An 18,021-nucleotide genomic window follows, 5' to 3' on the forward strand; every position below is an offset into this window, starting at 1 on the left:
GTCAGACATTTTACCGCTCGTTTTTCGAACGGTGAATCACGCCACCCGGCGGAAATCAATGGGTCCTGACCCTAGGCTGCTGGCGATCCGCGGCACGGACAGCCCCTTCGTCTTTATCTGGACCCGCGATCTGGCCCGCATCCTGCTCCGCGCCGCGACCGACGGGCCGGCGGGCATCTATAACGTGGCGGGCGACGGCGCGATGGGGATCGGCGATCTGGCGCGGCGGCTGGGCAAGCCGGTGCGGCGCATCCCCGCCGCGGCAATCAAGGCCGCGCTGGCCTTGGCCCATCCGCTGCGGCTGAGCCGTTACGGCCCCGAACAGGTGCGGTTCCTACAATACCGTCCGGTGCTGGCCAATGACGCGCTGAAGCGCGATTTCGGCTACACCCCGGAGCTGACCAGCGCCGAGGTGTTCGATCTGTGGTACCGGGAGGCCGGGCTATGACCGCGCCGGTCGCCGTGATTTCGGGCGGGGCCGGGGGGCTGGGGCGGGCGTTTTCCGCCGCGCTGAGGGCCGAGGGCTGGCAAGTGGTTTTGCTCGACCGCGATATTTCGGGGCTGGCGGACGCGCCGGGTCAGCAGGCCATCACCTGCGACCTGACCGATCCGGCGCAGTTGGATGCCGCCTGCGCCCGGGTGATCGCAGAAAATCCCAGCATCGATCTGGTGATCTACAATGCCGGGGTGACCCAGATCGGTGCCTTCGAGGACCTGACCGAGACCGCCCATCGCAAGCTGTTCGAGATCAACTGTTTCGCCGCCGTCGCGATGGCGCGCCGGTTCCTCGATCCGTTGCGGCAAAGCCGGGGCGCCCATCTGGCGATTTCCTCGGTCGCGGGGTTTTCGCCGCTCTATCACCGTACCGCCTATGCCGCGTCGAAACATGCGCTGGAAGGGTTCTTTTCCTCGCTGCGATCGGAGGAAGCGCCGCATGGGGTGCGGGTGCAGATCGCGGCGCCGTCCTTCGTTGCGACCAATATCGGTCGACCCGAACGGAAAGAAGACGGCATCGCACGCCCCGGCTCCGCTGCCGACGGGATGGATTACATGACGCCGGAGGACGCCGCGAAGGTGATCCTGCGGGGGCTGAAACGCGGCACGCCGATGATCCCGACCGGCCGGGTTGCGCGGATGTCGTGGTGGATCAACCGGCTTTCGCCGCGCCTGTTTCAGCACCTGATGGAGCGCAATTTTTCGGTGAAAGGCAAAAACTGACAGTCCGCCCTTCGCGCCTGCCTTCACGTCAGTCCGCTGTCGATCTCGGCGCGGATGCGCGCGGCGGCGCCGGAGTCAAGCAGCCAGGGCAGCAGATGGAAATGACACCCCCGGTACGACGGCAGGAAATTCAGGGTGATCCCGCGCTCGGCAAAGGCTTGTGGCTGGTACAGGGACCGCCCGCCGGGCGCATTGACATAACAGTCCGCTCCAAGCGTTTCGAGGATTGCAAGAATACGGTCCTGGCCGCGCAAGTCGCCGGGCAGGGACAGGTCCGAACTGCGTTGGAAATGCACCGGCAGCCCCAGCATCCGGGTCACGATTTTCAGCCCGTTTTCTAGGAAGTCCAACACCGGCGGCAGGGTCCCGAACAAATGGTCGCGCAGCGGCGGCGGGATCGCGTCACGGACGATCCCCGCCCGTTCAAGCCGACGTTCAAGCTGACGCGGCGCATCAGGTGCCCAGTTCAGCCGGTTGATGGCAACGCTTCGCGGCGCACGCGCCAGCGGCAGGGTCAGCCATCGGCCTGCCGCGACCTCGCAGCGATGAACGCGGCCACGTCGGGGAAACTGAACGTCATCCAGAACCACGAACAGGTCGCTTGCCGCCATCAGCCTGAAATACCCCGCATAGGGGAAGAAATACGGCTGCATGATCGCGACCCTCAGCGTCATATTTTGGCGCCCGGGTGGAAAAAGACATCCGGAAAGGACAGGACGTGGCTCTGGAAATGCGTGATCACCTGAGACTCGAAACGCGTTTGCGCGAAATGGTCGAAGGCGCTCTGGTCGCACAGGAATGTGTGCCGGTCGAAGTCCTGGCGGCGCTGGTAGTGAAGTACGCGAATCTCCTCTTCGGACGGCAGGCCATGAAAAAGCATTTCGTCGCTGTTGGTGCAGTTGTAGGCAGGTTCCAGCGGCAGGTAGGCGATGCCGGATTCGACGATGATCAGCGACATCGCGATCTGCGCGGCGAATATCTCTCGGTTCCCGGGCTGCAACAGGGCCGCCAGCTTGAGCGTACGCTCTTTGAACCGTCGCCGCACGATGTCGAATGCCGCGCGGTTCATCACCACGAAGCCGAAGTTGAAATAGGGCGGGGCTTTGCCGTTTTGCGACGGCGCCAGTGTGTAGGGCAGGCACAGGTCGGGCGGGGCCAGATCGAAAGCGGCAAAGATATCCGACCACCAGCGGGCGTTTTCATCCGGGTCGTGGCCGAATGGCGACTGATGCGCCTGCATCGCGGCGATGGCCGGGCCGGGGTGCCGGCCGACCCGGTCGATCACCGGATCGATGTCGCTCAACAGGCAGGCATCGGCATCGCACATCACCACCACCTCCCGGTCCAGCGGGTTGTCGAACCGGTCGAACCCCGAAGAAAACCCGGGCGTGCGCCTGTCAGGCGGGATAATGCGCCAGATCACGTTTGGGTCGCTGTCGCTCCAGCCGTTGATCCTGTGGGTGTCCTCGGCCTTTTCGTCCCCCCCGACCGAGACGACGACCGGAACCGTTTCATAGGCGCCGCCCAATCTGCGCAGGGATTTCACTGCCAGCTTGATTCCGGAAAAGAAACCGGGGGTCGGCAGGATGGGGATGCGGATTTCGAAACCGTCAGTCACCGGCAGATACCTTTCCCAAAACCGCCCAGCCGATCCCGTCGCGGCCGAATTCATTGCCGTTGTAGACCATGATCAAACGGTCCCCATGCGGCATGACCGCGGCATAGGCCTGCATCCAGTCGTCGAAATCGCCCGGCCGGGGGGGATTGGCATAGGCAACCGGGGTCGCCGGTCCGCTGGCAATGCCGCGTTCGTCGATCGGACACCAGGACAGGCGATAGGGATGGCTGCCGCCCTTGCGGAAATCATCGCCGCGTTCGCTGAACCACAGCCGCCTTTGCCCGCGCCAATCGGTCACCCAGGGCCGGGTCAGCGCGGCATACAAGCCATGCGGGACGACCGCCGGAACCGAACCGGACGCCCAGATATGCGGATCATCGGAAGCACAGGTGCGGATCGAGTAGCGAAAATCCTCGGGGCTGCCATAGCCGGTGACGTACCACATGCGGTAACCGTCCCCGACCGGTAACACGAATGGGACGGAGACGAAGCTCTGGTCGTCGTTGGTGGTCACGCTTACAGGATACGGCAGGACCGAGAAGCGCAGGCCGTCATCACCCCGGGCCAACCCGATCCGAGTGTTGTAAGCAGCACCCGGTGTTTGTTGGATGCCGGTGAAATAGAGCAAGTAGCGGTCCGTTTCTTGCAAGATGGACGAAGGGGCGTTGCCGTCGCAATAGAACCGGCCCGGCCCGGAAGCCGCCAGCAAGGGGGCGTTGTGCCATTGCCGGATCGCCATGTCGCATACGGGGTCCACATCCACGGCCATCACGCGCGACCGGTTCGCCGCGTCGCGCGCGCCGAAATATATCCGCCACAAGCGGTCCGACAGGGGCAGAACCGTTGGGATTTGCGCATGGCTGTGCCATCCGTCCCCTTGCGGCGTCACGAAAAGCCCCTTGCGATGCCAAAGTTCACTGGTCACTTGAACACCATATTCTTGAGGCGTGAACTCGAATAGGTCTGCGGAAGATCCTGCGGGTGCCGCACGACGCTGTGCGCGGGCAGGTCGCGCCGGATCATGCTGCGGGATTCCAGATAGACCTCTTCGCCGAGGGTGACATTGTTGTCGATCCCGACCTGGCCCCCGATCAGGCAGCGCGGCCCGATGTTGCAGCCGCTGGCAATCCCCACCTGCGAAGAGATGAAGCAGTGATCGCCGATGGTGGTGTGGTGGCCGATGTGGCTGGCCGTCCAGATGATGCAGCCGTCACCGATCCGGCTATAGGGCTGCAGGATCGTGTTCTCGAGGATGAAGCAGTTCTCGCCCACCACCTCGGCCATGTTGTGAACCGACGGGTGGATGAAACTGGCGAACTCGTAGCCGCGCGCCTGCCCCTCGCGGTGACGGTCGCGGCGCAATTCGTTCAGTTTCTGGTAACTCAAGGGGCCCAGCAGCTTGACGCGGTCCGGCGGGAACCGGGTTTCGAGCGCGTCCCAGGGCACTACGGGCAGGCCATGAAAGTCCGGGCTTTCCATATAGGCGCGGTCCACGGTGAAGCCAACAACCCGGTCGGGGCTGAAAGCCCGGATATGGGCCAAAGCGACCTCGGCGATCTGGCCGGTCCCGAAAATCACGATATCTGCCAAACTCTTATCCTATTTGAAAACGTAAACGGTATATTCGTATAGCCCGTAATCGGCGCGGATGAGGTGACGGCGCGACAGCGAAGAGACGACGAAACGGGCCATGTCGTCATAGGGCAGGTGAAACAGGTCGTCGCGTTCCCAATCCACGTGCTTGGACATCACGTTGAAGGCCATGCCGCGGCGCACCGCGCCGAAAACGGTGGTCAGGAGCATCTTGGCCGCTGCGAACATCGTGTCGTGATCCGCTGCCTGCTTTTCGGTCAGGACCCCGTTGAGGATGGCGTAATCCACCTGTGGCATCCGCGCGGGATCGGCCAGAATATCCGCCTGTTCAAACGGGATGCCGGGAAACCGGGTGCGGCAGTGGCGAACGAAGTTTTCCGACAGGTCAATCCCGCGATAGCGCAGATCGGTGCGCCCTGTTGCCCGCAGGTAGTCAAGGAAATGACCCGCGCCGCAGCCCAGATCCAGAACCTCGGCACCGGTCTCTGTCAGCAGATCGGCCATCACGTCGTAGCGCAGCTTCGCGCTTTGCTCGTCCGGCCAGTCCACTCCGCGCGCGCAATCCCCGTGGATGGCGAAGCAATCGTCGTAGTGGGCGCTGAGCCGCTTGAACATGTTGCGGGCCGATTCAGTCATATCCGTCGTGTCCAGTGTCACTAGGGTGGTGAAACAGCCTGTTTGTTTCGCACATTAATTGTTTTTCAATTTTAAGGAATAGATTAAAACGAAAGACATCCAAGGATGTATTATTAATTTATTGTTTTTTGAAAGGACGATGGCTTGCGTCCTGACGTCAGGAAAAGTTTGCGTATTGCGCTGATAAATCCGCGGTTTGAGCCCAATTTCTGGGGATTTGAACATGCCTTGCCGTTCCTGCCGGGACGGCGGGCCTGTTACACGGTCACTGCGGCGTTGCCAGCCCTGGCCGCGTTGTCCCCCGATTTCTGCGACGTGACTTTGATCGACGAAAATGTCGAGGACATCCCGTTTGACCGGTTGGGTGATTTCGACGTGATTGGTGTCACCGGCATGATCGTGCAGCAGACACGGATGCACCAGATCCTGCACCGGCTGTGCGGAATGGGGCCGCTGATCGTCGCGGGCGGGCCGCTGGTCAGCGTGGCCGCGGACGATTTCGAAGGCCTGTGCGACGTGATCTTCGTCGGCGAAGCCGAAACCACCTGGCCCGGTTTCCTCCACGATGTGTATAACGGCCGTCCCGTGCTGCCGCGCTACGAGCAGGGCGAAAAGACCGATATGACCACGGTGCCCGCCCCGCGCTATGACCTGCTCAAGGCGGCGCGCTACGTGGTGGCACCGCTGCAGTTTTCGCGCGGCTGTCCTTTCCTGTGTGAATTCTGCGATATCATCACGATCTTCGGACGCCGTCCGCGCACCAAGGCGCCCGCGCAGGTGCTGGCCGAACTGGACGGGATCAGGCGCGCCGGTTTCCGACAGTGTTTCCTGGTCGATGACAACTTCATCGGCAACAAGGCCAAGGCGCGCGAAGTCCTGATCGAGATCGTCGAGTGGCAGAAGGCAAATGGATTTCCCATCGCCCTGAGCACCGAGGCGAGCCTGAACCTCGCCGATGAAGCTGAACTGCTGGAACTGATGGTCGCCGCCAATTTTCGCCAGGTGTTCATCGGCATCGAAACCCCGCGCGCGGCATCACTGATCGAAACCCGCAAACTTCAGAATGTCCGCGGCGACACGATGGACGACAAACTGCAGCGTATCCGCGATGCGGGTTTGGTGGTGACTGCCGGGTTCATCGTCGGCTTTGACAATGACGACGCGGAAATCTTTGACGAACAGTTCCGCTTTATCCAGCGCAACGGGATAGCCAAGTCCCTGGTCGCCGTATTGAGCGCGATCCCCAGCACGCCGCTGCATGACCGCCTCAAGGCGGCCGGGCGGTTGGATTCGTCGCATCCACGGATCAACTTTCATCCCCTGCAAATGGATCAGGACCAGTTGCTGGAAGGCTATGATGATCTGGTCATGCGCCTGTTCGATCCCGATGCCTATTGGCAAAGGCTGTTGGACGGCTATGCGGGATCGCCGGAATACCGGCGGAAACGGGCGGCTTTCGCGCGGGACAACCTGCCCCGGCAGACCGCCGCTGCGGTTCTGGCAGGGACGCTTGCGGCGCTGGGATCGGCGTCACGTCTCGCGGCGCATATCCTGACCCAAGAGCGCGGGGCGCGCGTTTTGCGCAGCTATCTTCGGCATTACCGAAAGAACCGGGGGCTGGGGCGCGATGCGATCCCGCTGACCGCGTTCGTGAACCTTTGCACAGAACATTGGCATTTCTATCAGATGGCCCGGTACGACCGGAAAATGTCATTCGGATCAATCCAGAGCCGGGTTGACCGGCCCGATCTGGCCTTGGCCGAACACAGGTTGGACTAGCGCCATGCAGGATATCACTTTCCCGACCATCATCCCCGTCGCGCGCCCGGAATTGCCCCGTGCCGAAGCGATCCTGCCGTACCTGCGCGAAATCGATGCCAGCCATGTCTATACCAATGGCGGGGCCTTGATGCTGCGGTTCGAACAGACATTGGCGCGGCACTACGGGGCCGATCTCCTGCTGTGCCACGCCAGCGGAACGGCCGGGTTGGTGGCCGCACTTCTGGCCCTGCGGCCAATGCGCGGGGCGCTTTGCATGATGCCGGCGTGGTCGTTTGCCGCCTCGGCGCATGCGGCGCGAATGGCGGGGCTGACACCGTGGTTCGTCGATGTCGATCGCAACGGCGCATTGACCCCGGACCTTGCGCTGGCGGCGCTGGCAATGGCGCCGTCGCCGGTGGCGGCGGTGATGGCGGTGATGCCGTTCGGCGCCCCGGTGGACGCTATGGGCTGGGAAGAGTTTCGGGAACGAGCCGGGTTGCCGGTAGTGATCGATGGGGCGGCCGCTTTCGACACGCTGCGACCCAGTTCGATCCCCACAGTGGTCAGCCTGCATGCGACCAAGGTGTTCGGTGTCGGAGAGGGCGGATTCACCACCTGCACCGACCTGGCCTACATGAACGTCCTGCGGTCTGTGCTGAATTTCGGATTCGATGGCGGGCACAGCGCGGGGCTTCCCGCTCTTAATGGCAAGATGAGCGAATATGCCTCGGCGGTCGGGCTGGCGGCGTTGCCGGACTGGCCGGAGAAACGCCGGGCCCATATGCAAGTGGCGCGGTTCTATCGCGAACGCCTGCCGCAAGGGATCGAAGTGCCAACGGGCTTCGGTGACGGATGGGTGTCCAGCGCGCTTTCGGTGCGACTGCAGGAAGACAGCTTGGTCATGGCCGAACGGGCGCTGGCCCGGCGTGGTATCGGCACGAAACGCTGGTGGCAAACAGGGTTGCATCGGATGCCCGCATTTGCCGATTGCCCGCGCCTGCATGCGCCGGCGACGGATGGCTTCGCTGCCACCACCTTGGGATTGCCGTTTTATCCCGGGCTCACCAGATCGCAGGTACACGACATTTGCGCGATCCTGGAAGAGGTCTTGGCGGGGCGGCATAGTTCGGTTGTGCCGCAAAGAACCTGAGCCCGCCTTGCGCCAGGCAGTCGCCATCGCCATGATCCACCGGGACGAAGTACCGCGGCAGGGCGATGAAAGGGACTGGCGCGATTGGCCTGGGCGGTGTCACATGAACGCCATCGACATGGAAGCGGGCTGAACGAATGCGATTGGTTGCCGATATCGGCGGGACGAACATGCGGCTTGGGCTGGCCGGGCAGGGCGCGCTGCAGCAGGAGTCGGTTCGCAGTTTTTCCAACGATGGCGTCAGTGGGGCCGAGGCGGCAATCGACCGGTTCCTGAGCGACGCCGGAACCGCAGAGATCACCGAGATCGTGCTTGCGGTGGCCGGGCCCGTGACCGGGAGGCAAGCACGCCTGACCAATCGCGACTGGTGCATCGATGCCGACCGGATCGCGGTGCGGTACGGGGCTGGGGTGCGGTTGATCAACGATCTGACCGCCTTGGGCCATGCGGTTCCGATTCTGTCCGGCGAACTGTTGCATCCGGTCTGTGCCGGATCGGTCGCGGACGGCGGATCGGGGCAGTCGCTGGTGGTGGGCATCGGCACCGGATTCAACGTCTGCCCGGTGATCGACGCGGGTGAAACCGTCTGCTTCAACGCGGAAATGGGGCTTGCGACGATGCCAACGGGCGTGGCCTCGGCGCTCGACGCGCTTCGGCCCGGTCTGGCACCGCAATTCCTGATGGTCGAGGACCTCTTTTCCGGGCGCGGTTTCGTCCGTTTCTGCCAACTTGTTGGCGCGTCTGACGGTCTGACGGCCGCTCAGATCATCGACGGTTGCCGCACCGACGCGCGGCTGGCCGGGGCGGCCGAAGATTATGCCGGGCTGCTGGGCTGGCTGCTGCGCGACCTGATGCTTGCCTATATGCCGATGGCGGGCATCTACTTCGCGGGCGGCGTCGCGCGCGGGCTGCTGTCCACCGGGGCAGGCGCGCATTGCCTGAAGGTGCTGCATCGCCCGTTGCCCATGGGAGTGCCGGCGCAATGCCCGATCTGGCTCATCGGCGACGATGCGGCTGCGCTGCAAGGATGCAGCCGGGTGATGATCTAGAATTCGTTCAGCTGGTCGAAGCCGGATTCCTTCACCGCTTCCATCGCCACGTAGGTGGAGCTTGACGCGACATGGGGCAGGGTGGAGATGCTTTCGCTCAGCACCCGGCGGTAATCGCGGATATCGCGGCTGCGCACCTTGATCAGGTAATCGAAACCGCCGGCGATCATGTGACATTCCTCGACCTCGGGGATCTTGCGGATGGCAGCGTTGAAGGCGGCTAGCGCCGCTTCGCGCGTGTCGCTGAGCTTCAGCTGGATGAAGGCAACGTGGTCGAGCCCCAGTTTCTGGGTCGACAGCTGCGCCCGGTAGCCGGTGATGTAGCCGTCCTTTTCCAGCCGCCGCACCCGCGCCAGAACGGGCGTTTTCGACAATCCCACCCGCTGGGCCAGTTCGGTCATGGAAATCCGCGCCTCGACCGATAGGATTTCCAGAATCTTGCGGTCGAACCGGTCGATGCCGGGCAAATCCTGTTCGTTCTGATCCATTGGTCTGAATTCCGAATAGATTAAGGTCTGATCGTCTGTCTTGTTAGATTAAATGGACGATATGAACAACCGAACTGGAGTATTCTTGTCATAACGCAACATATTTCGCCCGAGGCCAGCATGATCGACCTTGACCCCCGTTGGGACCGCAACAAACGCCTGAATGAAACCGAAGCCGTGGCCGCTCTGGTCGCGATGGCGGGGCTGGACGCCGCGCAGCGCGCCGCAATTTCCAAGCGGGCCGAAACCCTTGTCACCCGCATCCGGGGCGAGGCGGCGCCAGGCCTGATGGAGGTGTTCCTGGCCGAATACGGGCTGTCGACCGAGGAAGGCATCGCGCTCATGTGTCTGGCCGAGGCGCTGTTGCGGGTGCCCGATTCTGTCACCATAGACGCGCTGATCGAAGACAAGATCGCGCCGTCGGACTGGGGCAAGCACCTGGGTCATTCCGCGTCGCCCCTGGTCAATGCCTCGACTTGGGGGCTGATGCTGACGGGCCGCGTTCTGAAGGCCGACGCGCCCGGGCTGGCGGGCAGCCTGCGGCAGGCGGTCAAGCGGCTGGGCGAGCCGGTGATCCGAACCGCCGTGGGGCGTGCGATGCGCGAAATGGGCAGGCAGTTCGTGCTGGGGCAGGACATCAAATCGGCGATGGACCGCGCCCGCGGGCAGGAGGCAAAGGGCTACACCTATTCCTACGACATGCTGGGCGAGGCGGCGATGACCGCGGATGACGCGAAAAGGTACGCGGCATCCTACGCCGCCGCCATCACCGCGATCGCGGCGGGATGTACATCTGACGACATCCGCTCCAACCCCGGTATTTCGGTGAAACTGTCGGCGCTACATCCGCGATACGAGGTCGCCAAGACCGATCGTGTGATGGCCGAACTGGTGCCGGTGCTGCGTGATCTGGCGCGGCAGGCGGCCAAGGCGGGCATGGGGTTCAATATCGACGCCGAGGAAGCCGACCGGCTGGGCCTGTCGCTGAAGGTGATCGAAACCGTTCTGGCTGATCCCGAACTGCATGGCTGGGACGGATTCGGCGTGGTGGTGCAGGCCTATGGCCGTCGCGCGCCCGACGTGATTGACGGGCTCCATGAAATAGCCGAAAGGCTGGACCGCAAGATCATGGTGCGTCTGGTCAAGGGCGCCTATTGGGATACGGAAATCAAGCATGCGCAGGTCGAAGGCCTGACCGATTTCCCGGTCTTCACCCGCAAATCCGCCACCGATGTCAGCTATATCGCCAATGCCCGCAAACTGCTGGGCCTGACCGATCGCATTTATCCGCAATTCGCCACCCATAACGCCCACACGGTCGCCGCCGTTCTGGACATGGCCGGGGAATTGCCGAAAGAGGCCTATGAATTCCAGCGCCTGCACGGGATGGGCGAGGCGTTACACGATCTGGTCCTGCGCGATGAAGGCACCCGCTGCCGCATCTACGCCCCGGTGGGGGCGCATAGCGACCTCTTGGCCTACCTGGTGCGGCGGCTGCTGGAAAACGGCGCCAATTCCTCCTTCGTGAACCAGATCGTGGACGAGAATATCCCGGCCTCGGTCGTCGCGGCCTGTCCCTTCGATATGCTGGAAACCGACATGACCGCGGGCGCGCCGGGCATCGCCAAGGGCCCCGACCTGTTCGGCGAAAACCGCCGCAATTCCGCCGGGTTCGACCTGTTCGACGTGACCGAGCTGAGCCGCATCGCGGAGGCCCGCGAAGACGATTTCCTGGATCGCGCCGAACCGCTGATCGCCGGTCCGCTGCAAGGCGGCGACAAGCATGAGGCGCGCAACCCGGCCAGCGGCAAGGTGATCGGCAAGGTGGTCAACGCCAGCCGCAAGGATATCGAAACCGCGCTGGCTGCCGCCAAGCCGTGGTCGGCACCGGTGGCAAAACGTGCCGCCGCGCTGCGCCGCGCCGCCGATCTCTACGAAGACCATTTCGGCGAAATCTTCGCCTTGCTGGCGCGCGAGGCAGGCAAATCCCTGCCCGATGCGGTGGGCGAATTGCGCGAAGCGGTGGATTTCCTGCGCTATTACGCGGCTGAGGCGGAAAAGCTCGATGCCCCGGCGCGCGGCATCTTCACCTGCATCAGCCCGTGGAATTTCCCGCTCGCGATCTTCACCGGCCAGATCGCGGCGGCCTTGGCTGCGGGCAACGGGGTGTTGGCGAAATCGGCCGAAACCACGCCGCTGATCGCGTCTTTCGCGGTGCGGCTGCTGCACAAGGCGGGGGTCCCGGCCTCTGCCCTGCAATTGCTGCCGGGCGAAGGCCGGGTGGTCGGGCGCGCGCTGACCTCGGACCCGCGCATCGGCGGGGTCGCCTTCACCGGGTCGACCGCGACCGCCCGGATGATCCAGGCGGCGATGGCCGAAACCATGGCCCCCGGCGCACCGCTGATCGCCGAAACCGGCGGGCTGAACGCGATGATCGTCGACAGCACCGCTTTGCCGGAACAGGCGGTGCGCGACATCGTGGCCTCGGCCTTCCAGTCCGCCGGTCAGCGCTGTTCGGCGCTGCGTTGCCTTTACGTGCAGGAAGATATCGAACCGGCTTTTCGCCGGATGCTGATCGGCGCGATGGATGAACTGTCGCTGGGCGATCCCTGGGCGCTGGAAACTGATATCGGCCCGGTCATCACCGAGGCGGCGCGCGGCGAAATCAATGCCTATATCGCCAAGGCGCGGGAACAGGAGCGCGTGTTGCACGCCTTGTCCGAACCCAATCGCGGTTACTTCGTCGCCCCCACCCTGATCAAGGTGAATAGCATTGCGGATCTGGAAAAGGAGGTGTTCGGCCCGGTCCTGCACCTGGCAACCTTCAAGGCGGGGGCGGTCGACAAGGTCATCGCGGACGTGAACGCGTCGGGCTACGGGCTGACCTTCGGGCTGCATACCCGCATCGATTCCCGGGTGCAGGACGTGGCCGACAGCATCCACGCTGGCAACATCTACGTGAACCGCAACCAGATCGGCGCCATCGTCGGCAGCCAGCCCTTCGGCGGCGAAGGCCTGTCCGGGACCGGCCCGAAAGCGGGCGGACCCAACTACCTGCCACGCTTCACCCGCCCCGGAACTGCCGTCAGAGAGGCCGAATCGGATACGGGGGTTACCCAGTCGCACCTGGCGGCCGAAATCGCCACGGCGCGGGCCAAATCCGTCGCGATCGCGCCGCGGCAAATCGACCTGCCGGGACCCACCGGGGAAATGAACCGCTTGTCGCTTTACCCGCGCGATCCGATCCTTTGCCTCGGGCCGGGGCAGGCCGCGGCGCGCGAACAGGCGGCGCAGGTCGAAGCGCTCGGCGGATCGGCCCTTGCCGTACCGGCCACCGTTCCCGCCGACATGCTACGCGATATCGCGGGCGTCTCCGGCGTGATCTGGTGGGGCGGGGCGGAAACCGCGCGGGATTATGCCCGGGCGCTGGCCCGCCGCGACGGCCCGATCATTCCGCTGATCACCGACCGGCCCGACGCGGCCCATGTCCTGCATGAACGTCATCTGTGCGTCGACACCACCGCCGCGGGCGGGAATGCCAGCCTGCTGGCGGGGGAGGAAACCCACTAACTTCTCTGGCCCGTCAGGCGAAATGGACGTAGGGTAACCTTGTCATGGGGTGCCCTCGTTCACTTTGGCGCTTTCCATTTCCATTCCGGCATGATCTAAATTCTGCGGAACCAATTTTCGCATAGAGGAATGAGGGAAGAGACATGGATTTCGGAATTCGTGAGGAGAACCGGAAATTGCTGGACCGCGTCGCCGCGATGGTGCGTGACGAGATCGAGCCGCTGAACGAGGAATACGAGGCCGAGGTCGCCAAGGGCGATCGCTGGCAATACACCGAACGGCAGACGGAAATCCTCGAAGGGCTGAAGGCCAAGGCCAAGGCCGAGGGTTTGTGGAATTTCTGGCTGACTGACAGTGACAAGGGTTTCGGGCTCTCCACCGTCGAATACGCCTATTTCGCCGAGGAGATGGGTAAGATCCCGCTGGGCGCGGAAGTGTTCAACTGCTCCGCCCCCGATACCGGCAACATGGAAGTGCTGGAACGCTACGGCACGCCGGCGCTGAAGGAAAAATGGCTCACCCCGCTGCTCGCGGGCGAAATCCGTTCGGCCTATTGCATGACCGAACCCAATGTTGCGTCCTCGGATGCCACAAATATTTCGATGTCTTGTGTCCGTGATGGCGACGAATACGTGCTGAACGGCGAAAAATGGTGGGCGTCCGGGGCAGGGGATCCGCGCTGCGCCGTCTACATCGTGATGGTGAAAACCGGAGGCGACGACCTACCCAAGCACCAGCGCCACAGCATGGTCGTGGTGGATGCGAAATCCGAGGGGATCGAGATCCTGCGCGCGATGCAGGTCTATGGCGATGACGATGCGCCGCACGGCCACATGCATATGCGCTTCACCGACGTTCGGGTGCCGGCGGAAAACCTGCTGCTGGGCGAAGGCCGCGGCTTCGAGATTTCCCAGGGCCGGCTTGGACCGGGCCGCATCCATCACTGCATGCGTGCCATCGGTCAGGCCGAATCGGCGCTGGAACTGATGTGCAAGCGGTCGCTGGAACGCGAAGCCTTCGGCAAGCCGATCGCGCATCTGGGCGCCAATTACGACATCATCGCCGAATGCCGGATGGAAATCGAACAGGCCCGACTGCTGTGTCTCAAGGCGGCATGGTACATGGATCAGGGCGATGCCCGCGCCGCGGCGCCGTGGATTTCGATGATCAAGACGGTGGCGCCGCGCATGGCGCTGAAGGTGATCGATGAGGCGTCGCAGATGTTCGGCGCGCAAGGGATCAGCCAGGATACGCCACTGGCGCATAAATGGACCCATGTCCGAACCCTGCGTCTGGCCGACGGCCCCGACGCGGTGCACCGCCGTCAGATCGCACGGACCGAGCTGCGCAAATACACCCAGCAAAAAGTCTGAAAACGGGAGGGGGCGTTACCCCCCTCTTGGCCTCGGGCCAATCCCCACCAGAGCATTCCAGCCAAGCTGAAACCGGGCCTGCCCGGTCTTCTCCTTTTTCCAAATATCCCGGGGGAATCGTGGCCTGCCACGACGGGGGCAGCGCCCCCGATCCGCTTCGCCAGAAGGCGAAGCTCAGCCTGTGCACCGCAGGTGCTCTTTCAAGGAAAACCCGGCGGTTACTCTGCGGGCTGGAACCCTTCGATCAGCTGGCGCAACCCGAACGCGGCGCCGGCGAAGATCGCCGCGAAAGTGACCGGGGCGGAAAAGGCCAGCATCGAAAAGGCCGACAGCCCCTGTCCGATGGTGCAGCCAAGCGCCAGAACCGCGCCCGCGCCCATCAACGCGGCGCCGGTGATCTGGCGGCGCAATTCGCGCGGGTCCTCGCAGGCTTCCCAGCGGAAATGGCCCTTGAACAGCGATCCGATGAAGGCGCCGAGCGCCACGCCCGCCACCGATCCCACCGCGAAGGACGGCACCCGCGCCGAGGCGGTCATCAGGTACAGCAGGCTTTCGCCCACCGGGGCCGAGAAACTGTGCGATACGACCGGCATGTTCTCAAAACCATGCGTGGCCACCCAGTAGCTGCCGGCCCAGCCCGAGGTGATGGCGACACCCACCACCACCGACCAAAAAATGCTTTTCGGATCGGACAGGAAATCCTTTTGCGCCAGGGCGCCCAGCGTGATCAGCGCGCCGATCGCCAGCCCGACGGCGTCGACCGACATCCCGGTCCAGTTGCCGATCAGGTGCGCCAAGCCCGGCGGCACCTCGTTGACCACGTCTTCCTGCGGGAAGATCATCACCCGCAGCCCGGCCAGCGGCCCCGACAGAACGACGTAGGCGCTGACCCCCATCACCACCACGATGACAAAGGCGCGCAGGTCGCCGCCGCCCAGCCGGGCGATCGAACCGTAGCCGCAGTTGCCCGCCAGGGCCATGCCATAGCCGAACATCAGCCCGCCGAGGATCGAGGCGAAGGGCAACCAGCGGATCGACAGGTAATAGGACGTTTCGGTCTGCAACAGCCCGAGCGCGGATAGCCCGAAGCCGCCGATGACCGCGACGCCGATGGCCAGCACCCACATCCGCATGCGCTGGCCCGATCCGCCATACAGCAGGTCTTCGATCGCGCCCATGGTGCAGAACCTGCCCAGCCGCGCCGCCAGCCCCAGCAGCACGCCACCGAACAGGCCGACAAGGGCGACGGCCATTTCTTCGCCGAGAAATTCAAGCATAACCGTGGCCTCCATTGACCAGACGCGGCGGAAGGATTGTTCAGCTGCGCTCAGCGCTGGTGCAGAACAGCTCGTAAACCAGTTCCAGTATACGACGGGGTCGATCATCGGCCAAACGGTAATAGATGGCCTTGCCTTCGCGACGGGGGACCACCAGCCCCTCGAGCCGCAGGCGGGACAATTGCTGCGACACGGCGGCCTGACGGGCGGACAGCAATTCTTCGAGTTCGGTCACGGATTTTTCGCCGGTCACCAGATGGCACAGGATCATCAGCCGGCCTTCGTGGCTGACGGCCTTGAGGAAATTGGACGCATTGGTGGCGTTGTCCACCATCAGGTCCATTTCTTCGTCAGATATGGTGTCATCAAACATCGGCAATCCCATGCAACACCTCGGGCAAGTCTGTTCCGCGCCTAAATCCGGCTCCTTCTGCCTAATTTGGGGCTCTTCGTCCAGCCCGACGCGGCGTTCAGGCGCCATTTTCAGGTTGCTCCACCGAATTCTGTCTTGGACTTTAGCATCATTTCAAGCAAACCCCAGAAGAAATCTTCCCCTGGATAACCTTCGATCCGGCCGATTTCCTGTCCGTCCTCGACCAGTATGAAGGTGGGGGTGAACACTACTTTACGGGCAAAGCTCAGGTCGTCGGGAATGTCCTTGGCGATGTCGATCACCCGCAGCGGGGCGAATTGACCCGCCGCGGTCTTGGGGTAGATCGGACCGAGTTCGGTCTTCCATTCGATGCAGTAATGGCAGCCCTGACGTTCGACCATGACGAGCTCGGTGGCCTGCGACAGCGCCGGGGCAAGGAGGAGGATGATCGGGGCTATAAATCGAAAAATACGTTGCATGTGACGCACAAGATTGATGTAAGGATTTTGCACAACGTAATATGAATATGTGAATTGTTCAAGGAAATGCGGTAATGCTGGATATTACCTTTGCCGGAGCGGCGCTAGCGGGGATTCTGAGTTTCTTCACCCCCTGCATCCTTCCGATGGTCCCTTTCTACCTGTGTTACATGGCCGGGATATCGATGTCTGAGCTGCGCAGCGACGGGGCGATCGCGCCGGGGGCGCAGCGCCGGCTGATTCTGTCGGCGATCTTTTTTGCGCTCGGTGTCAGTTCCATCTTCGTGATGCTGGGCATGGGGGCGACGGCCCTGGGGCAGGCTTTCGCGCAGTGGAAGCAGCCGCTGAGCTATGTCGCCGCCGCGGTGCTGTTCCTGTTCGGCCTGCACTTCCTTGGGGTATTGAAGATCAGCCTGCTGTATCGGGAGGCGCGGATCGAAAGCAAATCCGAGCCGACCTCGGTGCTGGGCGCCTATGTGATGGGGCTGGCCTTCGGGTTCGGCTGGACGCCCTGCGTCGGTCCCGCGCTTGCCTCGATCCTGATGGTGGCCAGCGGCATGGGCGATATCTGGCGGGGCGGGGCGCTGCTGCTGGTCTATGGCTTGTCGATGACCGCGCCTTTCGTGATCGCGGCGCTGTTTGCCCGGCCGTTCCTGAGCTGGATGCAGCGCAATCGGAAATACCTGGGCTACGTTGAAAAAGTCATGGGGATCATGCTGATCGTTTTCGCTATCCTGATCGCCACCAACGGGGTGAACAAGATTGCCGATCTGATGATCCGCTGGTTCCCCGCGTTCCAATCGGTCGGTTGAATTGAGTTAAGGGAGGGTAAGACATGAAACGGATTTTGTTGTCGGCGGTGGCGCTGCTGGGCTTGGCTCTGTCGGTACAGGCGGCCGAGATGGGCGATGATGGGCTGCACAAGGCGCACTGGATGCGTGACACGTTCAAGGATCTGCGCGAAGACCTTGCCGAGGCGAATGCCGAGGGTAAGCGCTTCGCCATCATCATCGAGCAGCGCGGCTGCATCTATTGCAAGAAGATGCACGAAGAGATTTTCCCGGACCCCGAGATCGATTCGTTCATCACCGAAAATTACTTCATCGTTCAGCTCAACATGTTCGGCGATGTCGAGGTGACGGACTTCGATGGCGAAACCTTGCCGGAGAAGGATATGGTCCGGAAATGGGGAATGATGTTCACCCCGACGATGATGTATTTTCCGGAACAGGTGGAAGAAGGATTGACCGCGCCGCGGGCGGCTGTTTCTGTTGTCCCGGGGGCATTTGGCAGGGGAACGACTCTGGCGATGCTTCAGTGGGTGGTCGAGAAAGGGTATGAAGGCGACGAGCCTTTTCAGAAGTACCTGCAGCGAAAATTCTACCAGTAATATTCTTTCGCAAGGCAGCTTCGCTCGAAACAAATTGGTAAATTCA

At 62.9% G+C, this 18,021-nt stretch carries 18 protein-coding genes; 9 read left to right on the top strand and 9 right to left on the bottom strand.

Annotated elements, in window-relative coordinates:
- Positions 1-58 precede the first annotated feature (58 nt).
- Positions 59-448 (top strand): Rossmann-fold NAD(P)-binding domain-containing protein, encoded by a 390-nt coding sequence (locus tag IT775_RS19740; protein ID WP_246525765.1) that lies wholly within the window; start codon positions 59-61, stop codon positions 446-448.
- Positions 445-1,218: an SDR family NAD(P)-dependent oxidoreductase gene (locus IT775_RS19745; protein WP_212702966.1), complete on the top strand. Its 774-nt coding sequence runs from the start codon at positions 445-447 to the stop codon at positions 1,216-1,218. The genes IT775_RS19740 and IT775_RS19745 overlap by 4 nt, the downstream gene beginning before the upstream one ends.
- 23 nt (positions 1,219-1,241) lie before the next feature.
- Here IT775_RS19745 and IT775_RS19750 read toward each other — a convergent pair whose 3' ends face one another.
- From IT775_RS19750 to IT775_RS19770, 5 genes are read right to left on the bottom strand one after another with little or no spacing between them, the layout of a single operon-like run.
- Positions 1,242-1,892 carry a WbqC family protein gene (locus IT775_RS19750; RefSeq protein ID WP_212702967.1) on the bottom strand — a complete coding sequence of 217 codons (651 nt, stop codon included), beginning with the start codon at positions 1,890-1,892 and terminating at the stop codon, positions 1,242-1,244.
- Positions 1,889-2,836, bottom strand: a complete 948-nt coding sequence (locus IT775_RS19755) for a hypothetical protein (RefSeq protein WP_212702968.1) — start codon at positions 2,834-2,836, stop codon at positions 1,889-1,891. Before IT775_RS19755 ends, IT775_RS19750 begins: the two co-directional genes overlap by 4 nt.
- Positions 2,829-3,761 carry a hypothetical protein gene (locus IT775_RS19760; protein ID WP_212702969.1) on the bottom strand — a complete coding sequence of 311 codons (933 nt, stop codon included), beginning with the start codon at positions 3,759-3,761 and terminating at the stop codon, positions 2,829-2,831. Before IT775_RS19760 ends, IT775_RS19755 begins: the two co-directional genes overlap by 8 nt.
- Positions 3,758-4,426: an acetyltransferase gene (locus IT775_RS19765; RefSeq protein WP_212702970.1), complete on the bottom strand. Its 669-nt coding sequence runs from the start codon at positions 4,424-4,426 to the stop codon at positions 3,758-3,760. The genes IT775_RS19760 and IT775_RS19765 overlap by 4 nt, the downstream gene beginning before the upstream one ends.
- A 9-nt stretch (positions 4,427-4,435) precedes the next feature.
- Entirely contained in the window at positions 4,436-5,065 is a 630-nt protein-coding gene (locus IT775_RS19770) for a class I SAM-dependent methyltransferase (protein ID WP_212702971.1), read from the bottom strand.
- A 168-nt stretch (positions 5,066-5,233) separates the two neighbouring features.
- Between IT775_RS19770 and IT775_RS19775 the strand changes: the two genes are divergently transcribed.
- From IT775_RS19775 to IT775_RS19785, 3 genes are all read left to right on the top strand, one after another.
- Positions 5,234-6,844 carry a B12-binding domain-containing radical SAM protein gene (locus IT775_RS19775; RefSeq protein WP_246525766.1) on the top strand — a complete coding sequence of 537 codons (1,611 nt, stop codon included), beginning with the start codon at positions 5,234-5,236 and terminating at the stop codon, positions 6,842-6,844.
- Positions 6,845-6,848: 4 nt separating this feature from the next.
- On the top strand, positions 6,849-7,976 hold the full coding sequence (locus tag IT775_RS19780; RefSeq protein ID WP_212702973.1) for a DegT/DnrJ/EryC1/StrS family aminotransferase: 1,128 nt from the start codon (positions 6,849-6,851) through the stop codon (positions 7,974-7,976).
- A gap of 137 nt (positions 7,977-8,113) precedes the next feature.
- A complete protein-coding gene (locus IT775_RS19785) occupies positions 8,114-9,025 on the top strand; it encodes a glucokinase (protein WP_212702974.1) in 912 nt (303 codons plus the stop codon).
- Here the strand turns inward: IT775_RS19785 and IT775_RS19790 are convergent.
- Positions 9,022-9,513 (bottom strand): Lrp/AsnC family transcriptional regulator, encoded by a 492-nt coding sequence (locus IT775_RS19790; RefSeq protein WP_212702975.1) that lies wholly within the window; start codon positions 9,511-9,513, stop codon positions 9,022-9,024. The two genes, IT775_RS19785 and IT775_RS19790, sit on opposite strands and share 4 nt — an antisense overlap.
- Positions 9,514-9,633: 120 nt before the next feature.
- Here IT775_RS19790 and putA point away from each other — a divergent pair, with 120 nt between their 5' ends.
- Both putA and IT775_RS19800 read left to right on the top strand, forming a co-directional pair.
- On the top strand, positions 9,634-13,083 hold the full coding sequence (gene putA, locus IT775_RS19795) for a bifunctional proline dehydrogenase/L-glutamate gamma-semialdehyde dehydrogenase PutA (protein ID WP_212702976.1): 3,450 nt from the start codon (positions 9,634-9,636) through the stop codon (positions 13,081-13,083).
- A 143-nt stretch (positions 13,084-13,226) separates the two neighbouring features.
- Positions 13,227-14,456 (top strand): acyl-CoA dehydrogenase family protein, encoded by a 1,230-nt coding sequence (locus IT775_RS19800; RefSeq protein ID WP_212702977.1) that lies wholly within the window; start codon positions 13,227-13,229, stop codon positions 14,454-14,456.
- A 218-nt stretch (positions 14,457-14,674) separates the two neighbouring features.
- Here the strand turns inward: IT775_RS19800 and IT775_RS19805 are convergent, their stop codons facing one another.
- The 3 genes from IT775_RS19805 to IT775_RS19815 all read right to left on the bottom strand — a co-directional run bounded on the left by IT775_RS19805 (position 14,675) and on the right by IT775_RS19815 (position 16,585).
- Entirely contained in the window at positions 14,675-15,733 is a 1,059-nt protein-coding gene (locus tag IT775_RS19805; protein ID WP_212702978.1) for a YeeE/YedE family protein, read from the bottom strand.
- Positions 15,734-15,773: 40 nt separating this feature from the next.
- Positions 15,774-16,118, bottom strand: a complete 345-nt coding sequence (locus tag IT775_RS19810) for an ArsR/SmtB family transcription factor (protein ID WP_212702979.1) — start codon at positions 16,116-16,118, stop codon at positions 15,774-15,776.
- 98 nt (positions 16,119-16,216) lie between these two features.
- A complete protein-coding gene (locus IT775_RS19815; protein ID WP_212702980.1) occupies positions 16,217-16,585 on the bottom strand; it encodes a thioredoxin domain-containing protein in 369 nt (122 codons plus the stop codon).
- Between the two features lie 74 nt (positions 16,586-16,659).
- Between IT775_RS19815 and IT775_RS19820 the strand changes: the two genes are divergently transcribed.
- A complete protein-coding gene (locus IT775_RS19820; RefSeq protein WP_212702981.1) occupies positions 16,660-17,397 on the top strand; it encodes a cytochrome c biogenesis CcdA family protein in 738 nt (245 codons plus the stop codon).
- 23 nt (positions 17,398-17,420) lie between these two features.
- Entirely contained in the window at positions 17,421-17,975 is a 555-nt protein-coding gene (locus IT775_RS19825; RefSeq protein ID WP_212702982.1) for a thioredoxin family protein, read from the top strand.
- Positions 17,976-18,021: the final 46 nt, after the last annotated feature.

Source organism: Thalassovita aquimarina (genome assembly GCF_018219815.1).
GTDB lineage: Bacteria > Pseudomonadota > Alphaproteobacteria > Rhodobacterales > Rhodobacteraceae > Thalassobius > Thalassobius aquimarinus.